Genomic DNA, 17,271 nt, shown 5'->3' with positions numbered 1-17,271 from the left:
ATCGCTCCAATCAACCCAGGATCTCTTCGACGGACTTGCCACGCTTGGCAGCCACGTCGGCAGGGGTCGTCGAATTCTTCAGTGCGTCCAGCGTGGCGCGCACCAGGTTGTAGGGGTTGCTCGAGCCATGGCTCTTGGCCACGACATCGGTGATGCCCAACACTTCGAACACCGCGCGCATCGGGCCGCCAGCGATGATGCCGGTACCCTTGGAAGCCGGCAGCATCATGACGTTGGAAGCGCCGTGCTCGCCGTGCACGCTGTGGTGCAGCGAGCCGTTCTTGAGCGACACCTTGATCATGTTGCGACGGGCCTGTTCCATGGCCTTCTGCACGGCCACCGGCACTTCACGCGCCTTGCCCTTGCCCATGCCCACGCGGCCATCGCCATCACCGACCACGGTCAGCGCTGCGAAACCGAGAATGCGACCGCCCTTGACCACCTTGGTCACGCGGTTGATCGCGATCATCTTCTCGCGCAGACCGTCTTCGTTCGCTTCTTTGTTGATGTTTGCCGTAAATTTAGCCATTTTGTGTATTCCGTTTGATCAGAACTGCAGACCGGCTTCACGAGCCGCGTCTGCCAGGGCTTTCACCCGGCCGTGGTAAGCAAAACCGGAACGGTCAAACGCCACCTTCTCGATGCCGGCGGCCTTCGCCTTTTCGGCGATGCGCTTGCCCACCAAGGCAGCGGCAGCGGTGTTGCCACCCTTGCCAGCGCCACCGATCTGGGCACGCACTTCGGCTTCGGCGGTCGATGCAGCAGCCAGCACGCGGCCGCCGTCGTCGGAGATGACGCTGGCGTAGATGTGCAGGTTGGTGCGGTTCACGCTCAGGCGCACGGCGCCTTGTTGCGCAATGCGGATGCGCGTTTGGCGGGCGCGGCGGAGACGTTGCTCTTTTTTGGTCAACATGATCCTGGTCCTTATTTCTTCTTGGTTTCCTTGATCACGACCTTTTCATCCGCATAACGGATGCCCTTGCCCTTGTAAGGCTCGGGGGGGCGAACGGCTCGCACCTCGGAAGCGATCTGGCCCACGCGCTGGCGGTCGGAACCCTTGATCAGGATTTCGGTCGGCGTCGGGGTTTCCACCTTGATGCCGGCGGGCATGTCCATCACCACGGGGTGGGAGTAGCCAACCGTCAGGTTGAGCTTGGCACCCTGTGCCTGGGCCTTGTAGCCCACGCCCAGCAGCGTCAGCTTCTTCTCGAAGCCCTTGCTCACACCATTGACCATGTTGTTGACCAGCTGGCGCATGGTGCCGGACATGGCATTGGCTTCGCGCGATTCGTCCACGGGGACGAAGGTCAGCGTGCCGGCCTTGTTCTCAACCTTGACCAGCGTGTTCAGCGTCAGCGCCAGGGCACCCAGGGCACCCTTGACATTGATCTGGTTGTCCTTGACGGCGACTTCCACCCCGGCTGGGACGGTGACCGGCAGTTTTCCAATACGTGACATTAATTTCTCCTCAATGCCCGCATCAGGCGACGTAACACAGGACTTCGCCACCGACACCGGTAGCGCGTGCCTTGCGGTCGGTCATCACGCCTTGCGGCGTGGTGACGATCGGCCACGCCCAGACCGTTCTGAACCTGGGGGATGGCGTTGCGGCCACGGTAGACGCGCAGGCCGGGACGGCTCACGCGCTCGATGCGCTCGATCACGGGACGACCGGCGTAGTACTTGAGAGCGATCTCAAGTTCGTTCTTGCCGTCGGTGCTCTTGACCTGGAACCCGTCGATGTAACCCTCGTCCTTCAGGACCTGGGCGATCGCGGCCTTGACCTTGGAAGCCGGCATCGTCACAACGGCCTTCTCGACCATCTGTGCGTTGCGGATGCGGGTCAACATGTCAGCAATAGGATCACTCATGCTCATTTGTGGTTCTCCTAATGCTTACCAGCTGGCTTTGGTGATGCCGGGGATTTCACCGGCAAACGCCATTTCACGGACCTTGGCACGGGCCAGGCCGAAGTGGGCGAAGGTGCCACGCGGACGACCGGTGATCTCGCAGCGGTTGCGCTGACGGGTCGGGTTCGCGTTGCGGGGCAGCTTCTGCAGCGCCAGGCGGGCTGCATCGCGTTCTTCTTCGCTCTTCTTGGCGTCGTTGGACGTCGCCTTGAGTTCGGTGTATTTCTTGGCGAACTTGGCGGCGAGCTTCTCGCGCTTGAGTTCACGTTGGAGTAGTGCTTGTTTAGCCACGCGCCACCTCAGTTCTTGAACGGGAAACGGAAACCGGCCAGAAGAGCCTTGCACTCTTCGTCGTTCTTGGCGGTCGTCGTGATGCTGATGTTGAGACCGCGCAAGGCATCGACCTTGTCGTACTCGATCTCAGGGAAAATGATCTGTTCCTTGACGCCGACGTTGTAGTTGCCGCGGCCGTCGAACGAACGGCCGGAGATGCCACGGAAGTCGCGCACGCGGGGCAGCGCCACGGTGACGAAACGGTCCAGGAATTCGTACATGCGCGCGCCACGCAGGGTGACCATGCAGCCAATGGCCTGCTGTTCACGGATCTTGAAACCCGCGATGGCCTTGCGGGCCTTGGTCACGACCGGCTTCTGGCCAGCGATCTTGGTCAGGTCGCCGACGGCGTTGTCCATGACCTTCTTGTCGGCCACGGCCTCGCTCACACCCATGTTGAGCGTGATCTTGGTGATGCGCGGCACTTCCATCGTCGACTTGTAGCCGAACTTCTTCATGAGGTCCGGGGCGATGGTGTCGCGGAAAACTTCTTGCAAACGTGCCATGGTCATGCCACCTTGATTTCTTCGCCGCTGGACTTGAAGACGCGCACTTTCTTGCCGTCGGCCAGGAGCTTGATGCCCACGCGATCCGCCTTGCCGGTGGCGCCATTGAAGATGGCGACGTTGGACTGGTGGATGGGCATGGTCTTTTCGATGATGCCGCCGGTGATGCCCTTCATGGGGTTCGGCTTGGCATGCTTCTTGACGAGGTTCACGCCTTCGACAACCAGGCGGCTGTCGTCGCTGCGCTGCAGCACCTTGCCGCGCTTGCCCTTGTCGCGACCGGCAATCACGATGACTTCATCGCCACTACGAATCTTGTTCATGATGAGTCCTCAGAGAACCTCGGGCGCCAGCGACACGATCTTCATGAACTTCTCGGTGCGCAGTTCGCGCGTGACCGGTCCGAAGATGCGGGTGCCGATGGGCTCCAGCTTGGCGTTGAGCAACACTGCTGCGTTGCCGTCGAATTTGATCAGGGCGCCGTCCTGACGACGGATGCCCTTGGCGGTGCGGACCACCACAGCGTTGTAAACCTCGCCTTTTTTGACGCGGCCACGGGGCGCTGCTTCCTTGATGCTGACTTTGATGACGTCGCCCACACTGGCGTAACGACGCTTGGAGCCGCCGAGCACCTTGATGCACATCACGGACTTCGCGCCCGTGTTGTCAGCAACATCGAGTCGAGATTGCGTTTGAATCATTTGATTTAAGTCCCAACTTGAATCCCCCCCGCCACCACGGCCGGGAGTGATCAGTCTTGGGCCCGTCGTTGAAGGCTTGCCGGGCATTGCACCCGGCTCACCCCCTTCGGTGGGCAGATAGCTCTTCGCCTTTTCAAGCGAAGCCGCGAATTATGGCATGGATGCGGCCGGCGCGTCAACTGGGGATGCAGAAACCGGCAGATACCGGGCGCACAGGGCCTGGAAAGCCGCCAGTTCCGGGTCGCCGGACAGCTCTTCGGCCAGGATCGCCGCCACGGCGGGCGCCAGGCGGGCGGCCTCGGCGGCATCCAGGAACAGGACGCGCCAGCGCCGGGCCAGCACATCCTCCACGGTCTGGGCGTACTCGAAGCGGGCGGCATAGCGCACCATGGCCTCGGTCAATCCGGCACCCAGCAGGTTCGCCTGCCCCGGGCAGGCCCCCACCTGCGGGGCTTCGGTCCCATATAAGTGAAGACCGGGTGGCGCATACAGCGGCGTGACCGGGCTGGCGGTGGCCCCGGCGCCCAGCAGCACGTGGCCGGCGCTCTGACCACCGGCGCGGTGCGGCAGCAGGCGGCTGGCGAAGCAGCGCTCCAGCACGTCCTCGGCCATGGCGCGGTAGGTGGTCCATTTGCCGCCGGTGACGGTGACCAGGCCATTGGCATCCACCACGATGGTGTGTTCGCGCGACAACACCTTGGTGCCGCCCGCGGCCGCCTCGGGCGCCGCCACCAGGGGCCGCAGGCCGACCCAGAGGCTTCGGATGTCCGCGCGGCGCACCGGCCGGCTCAGCGCCTGGCTGGCTTCGCTGAGGATGAATTCCAGTTCTTCGGCGAAGGCGTCCGGTTCGCGCGGCAGGTCGCGGCGGGGGGTGTCGGTCGTGCCCAGCACCAGCTTGCCCAGCCAGGGCACGGCGAACAGCACCCGGCCATCGCGGGTCTTGGGCACCAGCAGGGCGTGGCCGCCGGGCAGGAAGTCGCGGTCCACCACCACATGCACGCCCTGGCTGGGACTGACCATGTGCGAGGGCGCCCCGCCCTGGTTCACCGCCGGCTGGGTGCGGTCACGCAGAGCGTCGACCCAGACACCCGTGGCGTTGACCACGCAGCGGGCCTGCAACGGGAAAGTGGCACCGCCGCGCCGGTCGGTCACGTCCAGCACCGACATCGGCTGATCGGCGCCCTGGACCTGGCGCACCGCCGTGACCTCGGCGTAGTTCAGCACACGGGCGCCCGCGGCTTCGGCGCTGCGCGCCAGCGCGAGCGCCAGACGGGCGTCGTCGAACTGGCCGTCCCAGTACTTCACGCCACCCCGCAGGCCGCTGGGCTTGACGCCAGGCAGGGCCTGCAGCGCCTGTTCCCGGTTGAGGAATTCGGTGCGCCCCAGGCCCGCGCCGCCGGCCAGCAGGTCGTACAGCTTGAGGCCGAGGCCGTAAAAAGGCGTCTGCCACCAGCGGTAGGACGGCATGACAAAGGGCAACGGCTGCGCCAGGTGCGGCGCGATGCGCAGCACCGTGGCGCGCTCGGCCAGGGCTTCGCGCACCAGGGCCAGGTTGCCCTGCGCGAGGTAACGCACACCACCGTGCAGCAGCTTGGTGGATCGCGAGGAGGTGCCACCCGCGAAGTCGTGCGACTCCAGCAGCACCACGGAGAAACCGCGCAGCGCCGCATCGAGCGCCACCCCCAGGCCCGTGGCCCCGCCACCGATCACGGCCAGGTCGTACACGCCATGGCGGGACAGCGATTCAAGCAGTTCTGCGCGTTTCATGGGAGAGTGAATGGTCCTCCGCACCAGGCGGCACGGAGGACGGTTGCTACAAAAGCCGATGCATCACATCAGCGGACCTTGCCATTCTTCCATGCGTTGAGCAGCTGGTCGTAGGCGATGGTCTCTCCCTTGGGCTTTTCATTGGCCAGCTTCTTCCAGGGCGCGGCCTTGTCGCTCAGGTACTTGTTGGGATCGCCCTTGGGGTTGAGCTTGGGCGCGCAGCGCTCCATGCCGGCGCGCTCCAGGCGGCTCATGACCTGGTCCATCTGCTCGGCCAGGTTGTCCATCGCGGCCTGGGGCGTCTTCTCGCCGGTCACGGCCTGGGCCACGTTCTGCCACCAGAGCTGCGCGAGCTTGGGGTAGTCGGGCACGTTGGTGCCGGTGGGCGTCCAGGCCACGCGGGCCGGGCTGCGGTAGAACTCGACCAGGCCGCCCAGCTTGGGCGCGAGGTCGGTCATGGCCTTGCTCTGGATGTCGCTCTCGCGGATCGGGGTCAGGCCCACGATGGTCTTCTTCAGCGAGGTGGTCTTGGCGGTCACGAACTGCGCGTACAGCCAGGCCGCCGCGGTCTTGTTCTCGTCGTGGCCGTTGAAGAACGACCAGGAGCCCACGTCCTGGTAGCCGTTCTGCATGCCCTGCTTCCAGTAGGGGCCGTTCGGGCCGGGCGCCATGCGCCACTTGGGCGTGCCGTCGGCATTCACCACCGGCAGGCCGGGCTTGGTCATGTCGGCGGTGAAGGCGGTGTACCAGAAGATCTGTTGCGCGATCTGGCCCTGCGCGGGCACCGGCCCGGCTTCGCCGAAGGTCATGCCGGTGGCTTCCTTGGGCGCGTACTTCTTCATCCAGTCGATGTACTTGGTGAGGGCGTAAACAGCGGCCGGCGAGTTGGTGGCGCCACCGCGCGAGACGCTCGCGCCCTGCGGGTTGCAGCCATCGGCCGAGGCGCGGATGCCCCATTCGTCCACCGGCTTGCCGTTGGGGATGCCGATGTCGGCGGTGCCGGCCATGGACAGCCAGGCGTCGGTGAAGCGCCAGCCCAGCGACGGGTCCTTCTTGCCGTAGTCCATGTGGCCGTAGATCGGCTTGCCGTCGATGGTCTTGACGTCGTTGGTGAAGAACTCGGCGATGTCTTCGTAGGCGCTCCAGTTCAGCGGCACACCCAGGTCGTAGCCGTACTTGGCCTTGAACTTGTCCTTCAGGTCCTGGCGCGCGAACAGGTCGGCGCGGAACCAGTAGAGGTTGGCGAACTGCTGGTCGGGCAGCTGGTAGAGCTTCTTGTCGGGCGCGGTGGTGAAGCTGGTGCCGATGAAGTCCTTGATGTCCAGGCCGGGGTTGGTGTACTCCTTGCCCTTGCCGGCCATGTAGTCGGTCAGGTTCATCATCTTGCCGTAGCGGTAGTGCGTGCCGATCAGGTCGGAGTCGCTGATCCAGCCGTCGTAGATCGATTTGCCCGACTGCATGGAGGTCTGCAGCTTCTCGACCACGTCGCCTTCCTGGATCAGGTCGTGCTTGACGGTGATGCCGGTGATCTCGGCGAAGGCCTTGGCCAGCGTCTTGCTCTCGTACTCGTGCGTGGTGATGGTCTCGGACACCACCGAAATCTCTTTCACGCCTTTGGCCTTGAGCTTGGCGGCCGCGTCGATGAACCACTTCATCTCGGCCGCCTGCTGGGCCTTGGTGAGGGTGGAGGGCTGGAACTCGCTGTCGATCCACTTCTTGGCGGCGGCCTCGTCGGCCCACGCGGGCAAGGCACCCATGGCCAGCAACGCGGCCAGGGCCAGGGTGGTGTGTCGCAATTTCATGTCGTCTCCTCTAGCGGTGTGCTTCCCCGGTGTGTGAGAGATCTCGGCCCCGGGGAAGCATTGGGCCGAATCCACAAAGAAAACCGGCTCGCTCAGCCCTTGCGCATCACCAGCAGCAGCCAGCCCATGGAGAGCACGAAGGCGATCCAGATGCTGGGCTCCTGCTCCAGCGAGAACCACTGGGCGAACCAGCCCGCCAGGCCGATGAAGGCCAGGTTGATGTAGGCCGCGCCGAGCAGGCCGATGAACAGGCGGTCGCCGCGCGAGGTGACCATGGGCAGGAAGCCCTTGCGCTCGACGGTGGGCGCCTTGACTTCCCACAGCGTCATGCCGGCGAGCATGAGCGCGATGCAGGTGAAGAACACGGCCACGGGTGTGGTCCAGACCATCCACTGAAACATGGTGAAGCTCCTCAGACGCGGCCCATCGCGAAGCCCTTCGCGATGTAGTGCCGCACAAACCAGATGACGATGGCGCCCGGCACGATGGTGAGCACGCCGGCCGCGGCCAGCGTGGCCCAGTCCATGCCGCTGGCGCTCACGGTGCGCGTCATCGTCGCCACGATGGGCTTGGCGTTCACGCTGGTGAGCGTGCGCGCCAGCAGCAGCTCGACCCAGCTGAACATGAAGCAGAAGAACGCCGCCACCCCCACGCCGGCCTTGATCAGCGGCAGGAAGATGGTGAAGAAGAAGCGCGGGAAGCTGTAGCCGTCGATGTAGGCCGTCTCGTCGATCTCGCGCGGGATGCCGCTCATGAAGCCTTCCAGGATCCACACCGCCAGCGGCACGTTGAACAGCAGGTGCGCCATCGCCACGGCGATGTGCGTGTCCATCAGGCCCAGCGTGGTGTAGAGCTGGAAGAAGGGCAGCAGGAACACGGCCGGCGGCGTCATGCGGTTGGTGAGCAGCCAGAAGAACACGTGCTTGTCGCCCAGGAAGCGGTAGCGCGAGAACGCGTAGGCCGCCGGCAGCGCCACGGTGAGCGAGATCACGGTGTTGATGCCGACGTAGATCAGGCTGTTGATGTAGCCCGAGTACCAGGACGGGTCGGTGAAGATGGTCCGGTAGTTGGCCCAGGTGAACTCGGCCGGCCACAGGGTGAAGGACGAGAGGATTTCCTGGTTGGTCTTGAAGCTCATGTTGACCATCCAGTAGATGGGCAGGAGCGCGAAGACCAGGTAGGCGATGAGGAAGAGCGTCCTCTTCCTGAAACGGCGCTTATCCATGACCCTGCTCCTTCTCCGACGTGCCCAGGCTCTGCATCCAGTTGTAGAGCACGAAGCAGAACAGCAGGATGATGAGGAAATAGATCAGCGAGAACGCCGCCGCCGGGCCGAGGTCGAACTGGCCGACCGCCTTGGTGGTGAGGTACTGCGAGAGGAAGGTGGTGGCGTTGCCGGGGCCGCCGCCGGTGAGCACGAAGGGCTCGGTGTAGATCATGAAGCTGTCCATGAAGCGCAGCAGCACCGCGATCATCAGCACGCCGCGCATCTTGGGCAGCTGGATGTAGCGGAACACGGCCCACTTGCTCGCGCCGTCGATGCTGGCGGCCTGGTAGTAGGCGTCGGGGATGCTGCGCAGGCCCGCGAAGGCCAGCAGCGCGACCAGCGGTGTCCAGTGCCACACGTCCATGATCAGCACCGTCCACCAGGCGTGCACCGGGTTGCCGGTGTAGCTGTAGTCCATGCCGGCCCACTGCAGGAAGTAGCCCATGAGGCCGATGTCGGCGCGGCCGAAGATCTGCCAGATGGTGCCGACCACGTTCCACGGGATCAGCAGCGACAGCGCCACCAGCACCAGCACGGCCGAGGACTTCCAGCCCTGCGCCGGCATGGACAGCGCCAGCGCGATGCCCAGCGGGATCTCCACCAGCAGCACCGCCAGCGAGAACTGGATCTGCCGCCACAGCGCCAGGTGCAGCTCTTCATCGCGCATCACGGCGGCGAACCATTCGGTGCCCACGAACACGCGGCGGTCGGGCGAAAGCACGTCCTGCACCGAGTAGTTCACCACCGTCATCAGCGGCAGCACGGCCGAGAAGGCCACGCAGAGGATCACCGGCAGCACCAGCCACCAGGCCTTCTGGTTCACGGGTTTGGTTGTATTGCTCATGCCACCAGCACCTCGTCCTTGTAAAAGCAGGTATGCCGCCCGAGCACGCGCAGGTGCACGGTCTCGCCCACCCCGGGCGCGCTGGCTTCGGGCGCCAGCCGGCACTTGAGGCGGTGTTCGCCCGCCTCGCAGGTCACCATCACGTAGGTGCCGATGTCCTGCACGCGCGTCACCGTCGCGGGCAGCGTGTCGGGCTCGCCCGCTTGGCCGATCGCCAGGTACTCGGGGCGGATGCCAAGCTTGACCGGCCCTTCGGGCAGCACCTGGCCGTTGGTGAGCGCCAGCGGGTGCTCCAGCACCACCACACCGCCGCGCACGCTGGTCGCGGGCAGGAAGTTCATGCCGGGCGAGCCGATGAAGTGGCCCACGAAGGTGTGCGCCGGCCGCTCGAACAGCGCCGCCGCCGCGCCCACCTGCACCGCCCGACCGCGCGTCATCACCACCACCTCGTCGGCGAAGGTCAGCGCCTCCACCTGGTCGTGCGTCACGTAGATCAGCGTGAGCTTGAGTTCGTGATGGATCTGCTTGAGCTTGCGCCGCAGCTGCCATTTCAGGTGCGGGTCGATCACGGTCAACGGCTCGTCGAACAGCACGGCCGACACGTCCGAGCGCACCAGGCCCCGGCCCAGCGAGATCTTCTGCTTCTGGTCGGCGGACAGGCCGGCCGCGCGCTGGTCGAGTTGGTGGCTCATCTCCAGCATCTCCGCGATGCGGCCCACGCGGTCTTTGATCTCGGGCTCGGGCACCTTGCGGTTGCGCAAGGGGAACGCGAGGTTCTGCGCCACGGTCATGGTGTCGTAGATCACCGGGAACTGGAACACCTGGGCGATGTTGCGTTGCTGCGGGCTCTGGCGCGTCACGTCCACGCCGTTGAAGCGCACCGTGCCTTGCGACGGCGCGAGCAGGCCCGAGATGATGTTGAGCATGGTGGTCTTGCCACAACCGGAGGGGCCGAGCAGCGCGTAGGCGCCGCCGTCCTCGAAAGTCATCTGCAGCGGCAGCAGCGCGTAATCCTCGTCCGCCTTGGGATGGGGCCGGTAGGCGTGCGCCAGGTCGAGTTCGATGCGTGCCATCAGCCCGCCCTCCCCGCGCGCGCCGGGGCCTGCACCAGCGGGCCCTCGGCATCGAAGACGAACAGCTGATCGGGCCGCAGGTACAGCGTGATGGGATCGCCCAGCGGGCAGTCATGCACGCCGGTGAGCTGGGCCACCAGCTCGCCCACGGCCGTGTGCACGTGCACAAACGTGTCCGACCCCGCGATCTCGGCCAGCTCCACGCGCCCGGGCACCGCCACGTCGCCGGGCCGCTGCACCACCCGCAGGCCACCGGCGCGCAGGCCGAGCGTGAGCCGCGCGGGCGCGTCGGCCGGCAAGGCCAGGGGCCAGACCTCGCCACCGGCCACGCGCACACCGCCCGCGACCGCCTCGGCGGCCATCAGGTTCATCGGCGGGTCGCTGAAGGCGCGCGCCACGCGAATGCTCCTGGGCGCATGAAACACCTCGGCCGTGGGGCCGTACTGCAGCAGCTCACCCGCGTCCATCACCGCCGTGTGGCCCCCGAGCAGCAGGGCCTCGCCCGGCTCGGTGGTGGCGTAGACCACGGTGGAGTCGCTGGTGGCGAACAGGTGGGTGAGCTCCTCGCGCAGTTCCTCGCGCAGCTTGTAGTCCAGGTTCACCAGGGGTTCGTCGAACAGCATCAGCGGCGCCTGCTTGCGCAGGGCCCGCGCCAGCGCCACGCGCTGCTGCTGGCCGCCCGAGAGCTCGGCCGGCAGGCGGTCGAGGAAGGGTTCGATGTGCAGGCGCGCGGCCAGCTCGCGCACGCGCTGGTCCACGCCGCGCTCGCCGCGCAGGCGCATGGGCGAGGCGATGTTCTGCGCCACTGTCATGGAGGGGTAGTTGACGAACTGCTGGTAGACCATGGCCACGTTGCGCTGGCGCACCGGCACCCGCGTCACGTCCACCCCGTCGGCCAGCACCCGGCCGATGGTGGCCGTGTCCAGCCCGGCCATCACGCGCATCAGGCTGGTCTTGCCGGCCTGGGTCGCGCCCAGCAACACCGTCACCTCCCGCGGGGCCAGGTTCAGGCTCAGGGGATAGAGGTGGGCCGTTGGCCCGACGGTCTTGCCCACGTGCTCCAGTGACAGCTGCATTCGAGTCCCAGTGTGAAAAAGCGCACACCCGAAAGCAGGTGGCGATTCGTTTTGCCGATTATGTTGTTCGTTTATGTTCCTTTTTATTCGGTACTTACCCTGAGGAGGGCCCAAAAGAATTCCGTTATGTTCGGGTGGCCTTTTCACCCACGACCGCCCGCCCCGATGAACCTCAACCCCCGCCACACCCAGCTGCTCGACGAAGTGCGCGCCCACGGTCCCCAGACCATCGAAGCCCTGGCCGAGCGCTTCGGCGTCACGCTGCAGACCGTGCGCCGCGACGTGCAGCGCCTGGCCGAGGCCGGCCTGCTGTCGCGTTTTCACGGCGGGGTGCGGCAACCGGGTTCGACCACCGAGAACATCGCCTACCGCCAGCGCCAGGCCATGCAGGCGGACGCCAAGACGCGCATCGCCCGCGCCGTGGCCCGGCGCGTGCCCAACGGCTGCTCGCTGATCATGAACATCGGCACCACCATCGAGGCCGTGGCGCGCGAGCTGCAGCACCACCGGGGGTTGCGCGTGATCACCAACAACCTGCACATCGCCTCGCTCATGAGCACCAACCCCGACTGCGAGGTGATCGTGGCCGGCGGCCTGGTGCGCGGCGCCGATCAGGGCATCGTGGGCGAGGCCACGGTGGACTTCATGCGCCAGTTCCGGGTCGACATCGGCTTGATCGGCATCAGCGGCATCGAGGCCGACGGCACGCTGCGCGACTTCGACTACCGCGAAGTGAAGGTGGCGCGCGCCATCGTCGAGCAGTCGCGCGAGGTCTGGCTGGCCGCCGACCACAGCAAGTTCAACCGCCCCGCCATGGTCGAGCTCGCGCGGCTGGACGACATCGACGTGGTCTTCACCGACGTGGCGCCGCCGCCACCGTTCGACGAGCTGCTCGCCCAGGCCAACGTCGAGTGCGTGCGCGCCGGCATCGGCACCGACAACGCCTGACCAACACTGTTCTCCCGGAAGACGCCATGACCTACCTGCTCGCCCTCGACCAGGGCACCTCCAGCTCGCGCAGCATCGTGTTCGACCGCCAGGGCCGCGTGGTCACCATGGCGCAGCGCGAGTTCCGCCAGATCTACCCGCAGCCGGGCTGGGTGGAGCACGACCCGCGCGACCTCTGGCAGACGCAGCTGGAGACCGCGCGCGAGGCCTTGAAGCAGGCGAAGCTGCGCGCCGACCAGATCCAGGCCGTGGGCATCACCAACCAGCGCGAGACCACACTGGTGTGGAACCGCCAGACCGGCGAGCCGGTGTACAACGCCATCGTCTGGCAGGACCGTCGCGCCGAGAACACCTGCGCCGAATTGCGCGAGCGCGGCGCGAGCGACACCGTGCTGCAGAAGACCGGCCTGCGCATCGACGCCTACTTCTCCGGCACCAAGCTCAAGTGGATCCTGGACCACGTGCCCGGGGCGCGCGAGCAGGCCGAGCGCGGCGAGCTCGCCTTCGGCACCGTGGACAGCTGGCTGATCTGGCAGCTCACCGGCGGCGAACGCCACGTGACCGACGTGAGCAATGCCTCGCGCACCATGCTCTTCAACGTGCATACGCGCGAGTGGGACGACGAGCTGCTGGCCCTGCTCGACATCCCGAAGCGCCTGATGCCCGAGGCCCTGCCCTCCAGCGCGCACTTCGGCCGCATGAAGGCCGAGTGGCTGGGCGCGCCGCTGGAGATCGGCGGCGTGGCCGGCGACCAGCAGAGCGCGCTCTTCGGCCAGGCCTGCTTCACCGCCGGCATGGCCAAGAACACCTACGGCACCGGCTGCTTCATGCTGATGCACACCGGCGAACGTTTCCAGGTCAGCGAGAACGGTCTCATCACCACCGCCACCGCCCAACCACCCGGGCCACAGCAGTACGCGCTGGAGGGCAGCGTGTTCATCGGCGGCGCCGTGGTGCAGTGGCTGCGCGACGGCCTGAAGGCGATCCCCTCCAGCAGCGAAGTGCAGTCGCTCGCCGAGAGCGTGCCCGACGCGGGCGGCGTGGTGCTGGTGCCCGCCTTCACCGGCCTGGGCGCGCCCTACTGGCAACCCGAGGCGCGCGGCAGCATCACCGGCCTCACGCGCGGCACCACCATGGCCCACATCGCGCGCGCCGCGCTGGAGAGCATCGCCTTCCAGAGCGCGGCCCTGCTCGACGCCATGAGCCGCGACGCGCTGGCCGCCGGCGGTGTGCCGGTGAGCGAACTGCGCGTGGACGGAGGCGCCTGCGCGAACAATTTGCTGATGCAGATCCAGGCCGACCTGCTAGGCATTCCGGTGGTGCGGCCGGCGGTGATCGAAACCACCGCGCTCGGCGCGGCCTACCTGGCCGGCCTGCACAGCGGCATCTACGGTGGGCTGGACGAACTCTCGAAACAATGGCGCGCCGAACGCACCTTCCACCCCACGCTCTCGCGCGAGCGCGCGGCCGAGAAGATGGCGCAGTGGGAACACGCCGTGCGCCAGACCGTCGCGCCCTGATGCGACGCGCGACAATGGCGCGATGAGCAACACCTCCACCCACCCCACCATCACCTTCATCGGCGGCGGCAACATGCCAGCGCCATCGTCGGCGGCCTGGTCCGCCAGGGCCATCCCGCCAGCGCCTTGCAGATCGTCGAGCCTTGGGACGAACAGCGCGCGAAGCTGGCGCAGCAGTTTCCCGGCGTCAGCGTGCTGCCGGCGGCCGGCCCCGCGCTCCAGCCCTCGGGCCTGGTGGTCTGGGCCGTGAAGCCGCAGACCTTCAAGGAAGCCGCGCTGGCCAGCGCGCCGCACCTGAAGGAGGCGTTGCACCTGAGCGTGGCCGCCGGCATCACCAGCGAGAGCATGGCCGGCTGGTTGCAGACGCAGCGCATCGTGCGCGCCATGCCCAACACCCCGGCCCTGGTCGGTCTGGGCATGACCGGCCTGTTCGCCCGCGCGGGCGCCAGCGACGCCGACCGCGCGCTGGTGGAGGCCGTGGTGAAGACCACTGGCGACCTGGTGTGGGTGGCCGAGGAGGCCCAGCTGGACGCCGTGACCGCGCTCTCGGGCTCGGGTCCGGCCTACGTGTTCTATTTCCTCGAAGCCATGCGCGACGCGGGTGCCCGCATGGGCCTGCCGCCCGAGGTGGCCTACCAGCTCGCGGTGGGCACCTTCGTCGGCGCGGCCACGCTGGCCCAGCGCTCGGACGACCCGCCGCAGACGCTGCGCGAGCGCGTGACGTCGAAGGGGGGCACGACCTACGCCGCGCTCACGTCTCTGGATGCCGCCGGCGTGAAGACGAAGTTCGAGGAGGCGCTGTTCGCGGCACAGACACGCGCCGAGGAGCTTGGTCGCGAGTTCGGGAAGTAAACGCTACGTTGTTTCTCTCGCTGCTCGCGGACGCGGCGCACTCTGCTCCGCGGCTGTCCTCCGGCCGGCTGCGCCGGCCTCCCCCTTTACGCCGCTGCGCAGAGCACGCCGCATCCGCGAGCGGGTGTCACAAACGAGAAAGCCGCTCCTGCGCCGGTGGGTGTGATGTGTTCTGCGCAGCGGCGTAAAGGAGGAGGCGGCACCAGCCGCCGGGGGACAGCCGCGGAGCAGAGCACATCACGCCCACCGGCACGCGAGGTCCAACGATCGAAACTCAAAGCAACCCGAGCACCACCCCCACGAACACCGTGAAGCCCAGCCAGTGGTTGAGCCGGAAGGCCTTGAAGCAGCCCTCGCGCGTGCGCTCCTTGATCAAGGTGAAGTGCCAGACCACCTGGGCCAGCGCCACCACCAGCATGGCGCCCCAGACCCAGGGATTCACCACCGCCCAGAGCGCGGCCGTCCAGATCGCCAGGAACATCAGGTAGAAACCCGTGACAGCGGGCACGTCCGCCCGGCCCAGCGTGATCGCCGAGGTCTTCATGCCGATGCGCAGGTCGTCGTCGCGGTCCACCATCGCGTACTCGGTGTCGTAGGCCAGCACCCAGAACAGGTTGCCCACCATCAGCACCCAGGCCAGCAGCGGCACCTGCGACTGCACCGCCGCGAACGCCATCGGCACGCCGAAGCTGAAAGCCACACCCAGCACCGCCTGCGGCATGGACACATAGCGCTTGGCATAGGGGTAGATCAACGTGATCGCCAGCGCGGCGAACGACATCAGCACCGTGAGCGTGTTGGTCGTGAGCACCAGCCCGAAGGCCGCCAGCGCCAGCACCGCGCCCACCGCAAGCGCCTCACGCGTCGAGACCTTGCCCGAGGTGACCGGGCGCTGCGCGGTGCGCTTGACGTGCTTGTCGAAGTCGCGGTCGGCCACGTCGTTCACACAGCAGCCCGCACTGCGCATGAGGATGGTGCCCAGCACGAACACCGCCAGCAGGTGCCAGCCCGGGAAACCGCCCGCGGCCACCCACAGCGCGGCCAGCGAAGGCCAGAGCAGCAGCAGCCAGCCCGCGGGCCGGTTCCAGCGGATCAGGTCGAGGTACAGCGACAGGCGCGACGGCGCGGGCGAGGTGGCGGCAACCATGGCAGGCGAATCACTCCTCGAGCAGCGAACGCAGCATCCAGGCGGTCTGCTCGTGCACCGTCAGGCGCTGCGTCAGCAGGTCGGCGGTGGGCTCGTCGCCCGCCTTTTCCACCACGGGGAACAGCTGGCGCGCGGTGCGCGCCACCGCCTCGTGGCCCTGCACCAGGATGCGCACCATCTCCAGCGCCTTGGGCGGCGTGGCCGGCACATCGGGCACCGAACTGAGCTTGCCGAACTGCGCGTAGCTGCCCGGCGCCGCGTGACCCAGCGAGCGGATGCGCTCGGCCACCGGATCGACCGCGTTCCACAGCTCGGTGTACTGCGTCATGAACATGGTGTGCAACGACGTGAACATCGGACCGGTCACGTTCCAGTGGAAGTTGTGCGTGGTCAGGTACAGCGTGTAGGTGTCGGCCAGCAGCTGCGACAGGCCCTTGGCGATGGCGGCGCGGTCCTTCTCGCCGATGCCGATGTTGATCGCGGGGGCGGTGACGGTGCCTCGGGGTTTTGGCGATGGTGTGCTCCTTGGGATGGTGAATGGAAAGGAAAAACTAGGACAGGCGTTTGACGCCCGGCAGCTCGCAGGCGTAGATGGCGTTGCGCAGTTCGGCGATGGCCTCGTAGCGCGTGAAGCTGCGCCGCCAGGCCAGCACCACGCGCCGCGTGGGCGCCTCGCCCTGGAACGGCAGGTAACGCACGTAGGACGAATCGCCGAAGTCCTGGCCCGGCGCGCTCGCGCCGTCCAGCGCCGAGGACGGCACCGACAGGCGCGGCACCAGCGTCACGCCCATGCCGGCGGCGACCATGTGTTTGATCGTCTCCAGCGAGGAACCTTCGAAGCTCTTGCGGATGCCTTCGGCGTCGTTCGAGAAGCGCGCGAACTCGGGGCAGACCTCCAGCACGTGGTCGCGGAAGCAGTGGCCCGTGCCCAGCAGCAGCATGGTCTCGCGCTTGAGCTCTTCGTTGGTGATGTGCTCCTGCTTCGCCAGCGGATGGGTGTGCGGCACGGCGGCCAGGAAGGGCTCGTCGTACAGCGGCGCGATGGCGAGGTTGGTGTCGGGAAAGGGCTCGGCCAGGATGGCGCAGTCGATCTCGCCCAGGCGCAGCTGTTCCAGCAGCTTGACGGTGAAGTTCTCCTGCAGCATCAGCGGCATCTGCGGCGTGCGGTCGATGACGTGGCGCACCAGGTCGGGCAGCAGGTAGGGGCCGATGGTGTAGATCACGCCCAGCCGCAGCGGCCCGGCCAGCGGGTCCTTGCCGCGCTTGGCGATCTCCTTGATGGCGGCGGCCTGCTCCAGCACGGTCTGCGCCTGGCGCACGATCTCCTCGCCCAGCGGCGTCACCGCGATCTCGGTGGCGTTGCGCTCGAAGATCTTGAGCTCGAGTTCCTCTTCCAGCTTCTTGATGCGCCACCGACAGCGTGGGCTGCGACACATAGCAGGCCTCGGCGGCCTTGCCAAAGTGCTTCTCCCTCGCCACGGCCACGATGTACTTGAGTTCGGTGAGCGTCATGGGGTGCTATTTT

General features: G+C 66.8%; 18 protein-coding genes and 3 pseudogenes. 3 read left to right on the top strand and 18 right to left on the bottom strand.

The genetic code is table 11. The annotated features are described in order from the left end of the window. Positions 1 to 10 precede the first annotated feature (10 nt). The 15 genes and pseudogenes from rpsE to ACFJGX_RS07685 all read right to left on the bottom strand — a co-directional run bounded on the left by rpsE (position 11) and on the right by ACFJGX_RS07685 (position 11,279). Complete coding sequence (gene rpsE, locus ACFJGX_RS07755) at positions 11 to 529, bottom strand: 30S ribosomal protein S5 (protein WP_159589444.1); 519 nt, start codon at positions 527 to 529, stop codon at positions 11 to 13. 18 nt (positions 530 to 547) lie between these two features. Continuing rightward, the gene (gene rplR, locus ACFJGX_RS07750) at positions 548 to 913 is read right to left on the bottom strand and encodes a 50S ribosomal protein L18 (protein WP_382153742.1); all 366 of its coding nucleotides are present in this window, start codon (positions 911 to 913) and stop codon (positions 548 to 550) included. Positions 914 to 924: 11 nt separating this feature from the next. Beyond that, the gene (rplF, locus tag ACFJGX_RS07745; protein WP_382325751.1) at positions 925 to 1,458 is read right to left on the bottom strand and encodes a 50S ribosomal protein L6; all 534 of its coding nucleotides are present in this window, start codon (positions 1,456 to 1,458) and stop codon (positions 925 to 927) included. 22 nt (positions 1,459 to 1,480) lie between these two features. After that, a pseudogene (gene rpsH, locus ACFJGX_RS07740) lies at positions 1,481 to 1,877 on the bottom strand (30S ribosomal protein S8). Between the two features lie 18 nt (positions 1,878 to 1,895). Beyond that, positions 1,896 to 2,201 (bottom strand): 30S ribosomal protein S14, encoded by a 306-nt coding sequence (rpsN, locus tag ACFJGX_RS07735; RefSeq protein WP_382153736.1) that lies wholly within the window; start codon positions 2,199 to 2,201, stop codon positions 1,896 to 1,898. Between the two features lie 8 nt (positions 2,202 to 2,209). After that, entirely contained in the window at positions 2,210 to 2,749 is a 540-nt protein-coding gene (gene rplE, locus ACFJGX_RS07730; protein ID WP_297396180.1) for a 50S ribosomal protein L5, read from the bottom strand. A gap of 2 nt (positions 2,750 to 2,751) precedes the next feature. Continuing rightward, the gene (gene rplX / locus ACFJGX_RS07725; RefSeq protein WP_066267894.1) at positions 2,752 to 3,072 is read right to left on the bottom strand and encodes a 50S ribosomal protein L24; all 321 of its coding nucleotides are present in this window, start codon (positions 3,070 to 3,072) and stop codon (positions 2,752 to 2,754) included. A gap of 9 nt (positions 3,073 to 3,081) precedes the next feature. Next, complete coding sequence (gene rplN, locus ACFJGX_RS07720; RefSeq protein ID WP_009514936.1) at positions 3,082 to 3,450, bottom strand: 50S ribosomal protein L14; 369 nt, start codon at positions 3,448 to 3,450, stop codon at positions 3,082 to 3,084. Between the two features lie 150 nt (positions 3,451 to 3,600). Continuing rightward, positions 3,601 to 5,217: an FAD-dependent oxidoreductase gene (locus ACFJGX_RS07715; protein ID WP_382322109.1), complete on the bottom strand. Its 1,617-nt coding sequence runs from the start codon at positions 5,215 to 5,217 to the stop codon at positions 3,601 to 3,603. Between the two features lie 68 nt (positions 5,218 to 5,285). After that, positions 5,286 to 7,019: an ABC transporter substrate-binding protein gene (locus ACFJGX_RS07710; protein ID WP_382153730.1), complete on the bottom strand. Its 1,734-nt coding sequence runs from the start codon at positions 7,017 to 7,019 to the stop codon at positions 5,286 to 5,288. Between the two features lie 92 nt (positions 7,020 to 7,111). Continuing rightward, a complete protein-coding gene (locus tag ACFJGX_RS07705; RefSeq protein WP_382322110.1) occupies positions 7,112 to 7,420 on the bottom strand; it encodes a DUF2160 domain-containing protein in 309 nt (102 codons plus the stop codon). A gap of 11 nt (positions 7,421 to 7,431) precedes the next feature. Continuing rightward, positions 7,432 to 8,244: a carbohydrate ABC transporter permease gene (locus tag ACFJGX_RS07700; protein ID WP_382322111.1), complete on the bottom strand. Its 813-nt coding sequence runs from the start codon at positions 8,242 to 8,244 to the stop codon at positions 7,432 to 7,434. Beyond that, positions 8,237 to 9,130 (bottom strand): carbohydrate ABC transporter permease, encoded by an 894-nt coding sequence (locus tag ACFJGX_RS07695; protein WP_382153722.1) that lies wholly within the window; start codon positions 9,128 to 9,130, stop codon positions 8,237 to 8,239. Before ACFJGX_RS07695 ends, ACFJGX_RS07700 begins: the two co-directional genes overlap by 8 nt. After that, positions 9,127 to 10,203, bottom strand: a complete 1,077-nt coding sequence (locus tag ACFJGX_RS07690; protein ID WP_382322112.1) for an ABC transporter ATP-binding protein — start codon at positions 10,201 to 10,203, stop codon at positions 9,127 to 9,129. Before ACFJGX_RS07690 ends, ACFJGX_RS07695 begins: the two co-directional genes overlap by 4 nt. Further along, positions 10,203 to 11,279, bottom strand: coding sequence for an ABC transporter ATP-binding protein (locus ACFJGX_RS07685; RefSeq protein ID WP_382328151.1), 1,077 nt, complete (start codon positions 11,277 to 11,279; stop codon positions 10,203 to 10,205). Before ACFJGX_RS07685 ends, ACFJGX_RS07690 begins: the two co-directional genes overlap by 1 nt. Positions 11,280 to 11,444: 165 nt before the next feature. Between ACFJGX_RS07685 and ACFJGX_RS07680 the strand changes: the two genes are divergently transcribed. From ACFJGX_RS07680 to proC, 3 genes and pseudogenes are all read left to right on the top strand, one after another. Then, positions 11,445 to 12,227 (top strand): DeoR/GlpR family DNA-binding transcription regulator, encoded by a 783-nt coding sequence (locus ACFJGX_RS07680; protein WP_382153716.1) that lies wholly within the window; start codon positions 11,445 to 11,447, stop codon positions 12,225 to 12,227. Positions 12,228 to 12,253: 26 nt separating this feature from the next. After that, entirely contained in the window at positions 12,254 to 13,747 is a 1,494-nt protein-coding gene (gene glpK / locus ACFJGX_RS07675; RefSeq protein ID WP_382328149.1) for a glycerol kinase GlpK, read from the top strand. Between the two features lie 22 nt (positions 13,748 to 13,769). After that, positions 13,770 to 14,599: pseudogene (proC, locus tag ACFJGX_RS07670) on the top strand (pyrroline-5-carboxylate reductase). A gap of 274 nt (positions 14,600 to 14,873) precedes the next feature. Here the strand turns inward: proC and ubiA are convergent. The 3 genes and pseudogenes from ubiA to ACFJGX_RS07655 all read right to left on the bottom strand — a co-directional run bounded on the left by ubiA (position 14,874) and on the right by ACFJGX_RS07655 (position 17,258). After that, positions 14,874 to 15,746 carry a 4-hydroxybenzoate octaprenyltransferase gene (gene ubiA, locus ACFJGX_RS07665; protein ID WP_382322116.1) on the bottom strand — a complete coding sequence of 291 codons (873 nt, stop codon included), beginning with the start codon at positions 15,744 to 15,746 and terminating at the stop codon, positions 14,874 to 14,876. Between the two features lie 10 nt (positions 15,747 to 15,756). Further along, positions 15,757 to 16,278 (bottom strand): Dps family protein, encoded by a 522-nt coding sequence (locus ACFJGX_RS07660; protein WP_382328634.1) that lies wholly within the window; start codon positions 16,276 to 16,278, stop codon positions 15,757 to 15,759. A gap of 19 nt (positions 16,279 to 16,297) precedes the next feature. Further along, a pseudogene (locus tag ACFJGX_RS07655) lies at positions 16,298 to 17,258 on the bottom strand (LysR substrate-binding domain-containing protein). Positions 17,259 to 17,271 lie beyond the last annotated feature (13 nt).

Origin of the sequence: Hydrogenophaga sp. UC242_50 (genome assembly GCF_042697355.1) — a bacterium.
GTDB lineage: Bacteria > Pseudomonadota > Gammaproteobacteria > Burkholderiales > Burkholderiaceae_C > Hydrogenophaga.
This window is presented reverse-complemented; position numbering and strand designations above follow the sequence as displayed.